This window comes from Actinoplanes sp. NPDC051346, from assembly GCF_040682215.1.
In the GTDB taxonomy this organism is placed as follows: domain Bacteria; phylum Actinomycetota; class Actinomycetes; order Mycobacteriales; family Micromonosporaceae; genus Actinoplanes.
On sequence record NZ_JBFBAJ010000005.1, the window covers coordinates 93237 to 97804 of the forward strand.

Here is a 4568-nt window from a genome sequence, read left to right on the forward strand (position 1 = left end):
GCGGTGGGCGTCCGGCCTTGTCTTGCTGGCGGTGGGCGCCCGCGTCCGTCTGCTGGCGGCAGTGGGCGTCCGCCCTTGTCTTGCTGGCGGTGGGCGTTCGCGTCCGTTTGCTGGCGGCAGTGGGCGTCCGGCCTTGTCTTGCTGGCGGTGGGCGTTCGCGTCCGTTTGCTGGCGGCGGTGGGCGTCCGGCCTTGTCTTGCTGGCGGTGGGCGCCCGCGTCCGTCTGCTGGCGGCAGTGGGCGTCCGCCCTTGTCTTGCTGGCGGTGGGCGCGTGCCTTCGCTCTGCTGGCAGTGGGACTGTCTTGTCCTGACAGCAGGTGTGCGCCGATGTTCTACCGATTGATGCTGACGGGTGAGCGCGTAGGTCTCGCGCGCTCACCCGTTCCGGCGTGGCACGGCGTTGCTGATGCGGCGTTTTTCGGCGCGCGTGTGGCGTGTTTCCGCGCGGGTCCGGCGCCGACGGGTGTGCGTCGACCCTTTCGGCGTCCGGGTCCGGCGTCAACTCGTGAGAAGCCGACCTTCGGCGTGAGAGTTGAGCGCCGAGGACGTGGGATTGAAGCTTCGATGTGAGGGCCGGGCTCGAGGATGCGGGGTTCAACCTTCGGTGTCAGGGCTGGCGCCGAGGACGTGGGGTTGAACCTTCGGTGTGTGGGCTGGCGCCGAGGACGTGGGGTTGAACCTTCGGTGTGTGGGCTGGCGCCGAGGACGTGGGGTTGACCTTTGGCGTGAGGGTTAGGCGCCAAAGGCGGTGATGGCGACTCTCGGCGTCAGGGGTGGCGCCGGCTGTGGAGCTACCCCTCGGCGTCGGAGGTGGGCACCGCACCGAGGGCTGTGGAGTTGACCCTCGGCGTGAGGTTGAGCGCCGAGGGTGTGGTGTGGCGGTTCGGCGTGAGGGTTAGGCGCCGAAGGGTGAGAAGTCGACGACGGTGACCTTGATGTCGGCGCCGCTGGGTGCCGTGTAGGTCACTGTCTGACCCTTGGTGGCGTGGAGGATCGCCACGCCGAGGGCGGATTCCGGGCTGTACACCGTCAGGTCGGTCGTCGAGGCGATCTCGCGGGAGCCGAGCAGGAACTTCTCCGTGTCGGTCTTGTCCTCGTCGAAGTAGATCGTCACGACCATGCCCGGGGCGACCTTGTCGGCCGTTGGTGCCTCGCCAACCTCGGCGTTGCGCAGGAACTCCTTCAAGTAGAGGATCCGGCCTTCTTGCTTGCCTTGCTCCTCGCGGGCGGCGTGGTAGCCGCCGTTCTCCCGCAGGTCACCCTCCTCGCGGCGGGCGTTGATCTCGGCGGCGACTGCCGGCCGGGCTGCGATCAACTCGTCGAGCTCGGCCTGCAGCCGGTCGTAAGCGTCCTGGGAGAGCCAGGTCTTCGACGCTTCTGAACTGGTCACAGACTCTTCTCCTTGGGGCGGGACAGGGCGTACGGAGCGAATCACCAAGCTTACCAGCGGTGTGCCCGGGGCCGGTTCGCTCGATAACGCACGGTGAACGGACGGTGCGCGAGTGGTGGCGCTGGGCTCCGCCGGCTGGGGCCGGTGGTTCCTGTCTTTTGTAGCCTGGGGGTCCGACAATCTCGGGGTTCTCACCGGTTCCGCGGCGTCGGAGGCGGGGGGTTCTCCTCGGTTCCTCGGTGGCGGGCGCCGGGGGTTTTCGCCGTTCCTCGGCGGCGGGCGCCGGGGGTTTTCGCCGTTCCTCGGCGGCGGGCGCCGGGGGTTTTCGCCGTTCCTCGGCGGCGGGCGCTGGGGTTCTTGCCGTTCCTCGGCAGCAGAGGACCTCGGCGGTTCTCGCGACCCTGGACTTTCCGGTCCCTCTGTCAGTGCGTGGACGACGGGGCAGTCGCTGACACCTGGGCCTGGCTTCAGTCCCTAGCGGTCTCGCCGGTGCTCAGTCGGGTGCTCGGCAGCCGAGGACCTCGCCGACGAAGGCCTTGGCGGTCGTCGGGACCACCTCCGATGCCTCGATCGTGCTGTCGGTGCCGGTCGCTCGTACGGTTACTGTCTGGATTCCGACCTGATTGCCCGCATAGTCACGCGCCCGTAGCTTGCAGGTCGCGGCGCCGCCCGCTGGCACCCGTACGGTGAAATCGATGGTTATCTGGGTTTCTGTCACCCCGGTCCATCGTACGATTTGGGCGTCGTAGTGCGGATTGCCGTATTGCTGGTAGAGCCGGAATGCGAGGGCCACCGCGGCGATGGCGACCACGACAGCGAAGATTATGGGTACGGCCGGCCGGCGGCGACCATCGCGGCGCCTGCCGTAACGACCCGGCGGGAATACCGGCGCTGTGGCGCGCGTCTCGCTCACCAGGGGGCCTCTCCTGCGAAAAGTGTCGGTGCCATCGGCCAGAATGACCGTGTCCATCTTCGCAGCCGGAGCCGGGCCTGCGACAACAGGTCCGGTCGAGGGAGATATCAGTGGCTGAGCAGTTGCGTCTGATGACGGTGCACGCGCACCCCGATGACGAGTCCAGCAAGGGCGCGGCCGCCATGGCGCGCTATGTCGCCGAGGGCGTCGACGTGCTGGTCGCCACGTGTACGGGTGGGGAGCGCGGCAGCGTGCTCAATCCGAAGATGGACCGGCCCGAGGTGCTCGCCGACATCACGAACATCCGCCGGGCGGAGATGGACCGCGCGCGCGAGATTCTCGGTGTCAAGCAGGCGTGGCTGGGCTTCGTGGATTCGGGGCTGCCCGAGGGTGACCCGCTGCCGCCGCTGCCCGAGGGCTGCTTCGGCCTCGTCGACCCGGTCGAGGGCGCGAAGCCGCTGATCAAGCTCATCCGCGAGTTCAGGCCGCACGTGATGACGACATACGACGAGAACGGCGGCTACCCGCACCCCGACCACATCATGTGCCACCAGATCTCGGTGGTCGCGTTCGAGGCGGCCGGCGACCCGGAGAAGTACCCCGAGCTGGGCGATCCTTGGCAGCCGCTGAAGCTCTACTACAACGCCGGCTGGAGCCGGGCGCGGATGCTCGCCCTGCACGAGGGCATGCTGGCCGCCGGCCTCGAGTCCCCCTACGCCGAGTGGATCGCGAAGTCGAAGGACCGGCCGGACCGCAGCGACATGATCACGACGCGGGTGGAGTGCGGGGAGTACTTCGAGATCCGCGACAACGCGCTCCGCGCCCACGCCACGCAGGTGGATCCGGACGGGTTCTGGTTCCACGTGCCACTGGAGCTGCAGCAGAAGGTATGGCCGACGGAGGACTTCGAGCTGGCGCGGTCGCTGGTCGACAGCCCGGCGCCGGAGTCGGACCTGTTCGCGGGGATCCGGGAGTCAGCCGAGGTTCGCTGACAGCGACCCGTTGTCGCCGGCTCTGCGGGGTGCGTCGCGGGGTAGGTCGGCGAGGTGTCTCCCGGGTGCGTCCCGCGGGTAGCTCGGCGATTCGTCAGCTGCCGCCGGGGGTGGACCCGTGGGCGGCCAACCTGTTGCTGGTCAGTCACTCCTTGTCGCGCCCTCTGTGGCTTGGAGAGTGATCTAGGTCTCGGGGCTTCGCGAAGAGGTGTGCCGGGCGTCCGGAGTCGTGGCGGCCTTCGGCGGCGGCGGGTCGGCGGCGGGTCGGCGGCGGGTCGGCGGCGGGCGGGCCGCTCGAGCTGCGTATCCACATCGCCGGCGGGCGGGGCCGGGGTCACGCGGGGCGGCAGGGGGCGTACCGTTGGGGGGTGAACTTTGTCGTGGCGGTCAACAACTTCGGAGACACCCGGTCCGGTGGCCTGGCTGGGCCGATGGGCCTCTTCATCATCGTGTTGTTGTCGGTGGCGACCGTTCTGCTGATTCGCAACATGAATAAGCGGTTGCGTCGGCTTCCCGACAGTTTTCCCGACGAGAGGGATGCCGCCCGGCAGGCGGAGATCGCTCGGCTCGACGCCGACCTCGCTCGGAGTGAGGGCGTCCCCGGTTCCACCTCCAGCGGCACCGAAAACTCCACTGTGGATGACGGCGGGGCGGATGGCGAGGTCAAGCGCCCGGCATCAGGTCGGGCCGCGGCAGATGACCTTGATCGTGGCGAGCGCGCCTAGTTACTCACCGCACCGGTCCATTGTGTCAAGGCCCTGCGGCCTGCGATGTGGGCGGCCGGCGACTGTTTTGCCATCGATATTGCTTCCGCGTCAACCCCTGTTGTGTTCCGCCGGATTGGCTTAGCCTTCCGCCGGGGGGCTTTGACGTCCCTCGACCCTGCGCGGAAAGGGGGCTGTCGATGACCACCATCCGCCCCCAGCTTCCTTCACGACGGATGCACGTGCATTCTCCTGTGCCGCTGGTCAGCACTCCGTGGTCGGCCCTCGAGCATGGTCGGCACGGAACGTTCGCGTCGGCTTCTCCGGGTCTCCAATTCGATCTCCGCGGGCGTCTCACGCATTCGGCACTGTCCTTCCGCGAATGCCGGAACGCCTCGGCAAGCGGAGCCGCCGGTGGACCTGCGGCGAGTGGACCCGCGGCGAGTGGAGCCGCCGGAAGTGGAGCCGCCGGTGGACCCGCGGCGAGTGGGGCCGCGGGAAGTGGAGCCGCCGGAAGTGGAGCCGCCGGTGGACCCGCGGCGAGTGGGGCCGCGGGAAGTGGAGCCGCC

General features: G+C 68.8%; 5 protein-coding genes. 3 read left to right on the top strand and 2 right to left on the bottom strand.

Going from position 1 to position 4568, the window contains the following annotated elements; genetic code table 11:
- Positions 1-895: 895 nt before the first annotated feature.
- Positions 896-1390 carry a transcription elongation factor GreA gene (greA, locus tag AB0M36_RS14575; RefSeq protein ID WP_364156877.1) on the bottom strand — a complete coding sequence of 165 codons (495 nt, stop codon included), beginning with the start codon at positions 1388-1390 and terminating at the stop codon, positions 896-898.
- Between the two features lie 493 nt (positions 1391-1883).
- On the bottom strand, positions 1884-2360 hold the full coding sequence (locus AB0M36_RS14580) for a DUF4307 domain-containing protein (RefSeq protein ID WP_364156879.1): 477 nt from the start codon (positions 2358-2360) through the stop codon (positions 1884-1886).
- A gap of 53 nt (positions 2361-2413) precedes the next feature.
- On the opposite strand from AB0M36_RS14580, the gene mca reads away from it, so the two are divergent.
- The 3 genes from mca to AB0M36_RS14595 all read left to right on the top strand — a co-directional run.
- The gene (gene mca / locus AB0M36_RS14585; protein ID WP_364156881.1) at positions 2414-3295 is read left to right on the top strand and encodes a mycothiol conjugate amidase Mca; all 882 of its coding nucleotides are present in this window, start codon (positions 2414-2416) and stop codon (positions 3293-3295) included.
- Between the two features lie 431 nt (positions 3296-3726).
- Entirely contained in the window at positions 3727-4020 is a 294-nt protein-coding gene (locus AB0M36_RS14590) for a hypothetical protein (protein WP_364157746.1), read from the top strand.
- 361 nt (positions 4021-4381) lie between these two features.
- The coding region (locus AB0M36_RS14595) for a hypothetical protein (protein WP_364156884.1) at positions 4382-4568 on the top strand (187 nt) is incomplete at its 3' end.

What these genes read in the sequence shown, in the direction of transcription:
- AB0M36_RS14580 (WP_364156879.1), bottom strand. Translation starts at nt 2,360, where the DNA reads ATGGACACGGTCATTCTGGCCGATGGCACCGACACTTTTCGCAGGAGA.
- AB0M36_RS14590 (WP_364157746.1), top strand. Translation starts at nt 3,727, where the DNA reads ATGGGCCTCTTCATCATCGTGTTGTTGTCGGTGGCGACCGTTCTGCTG.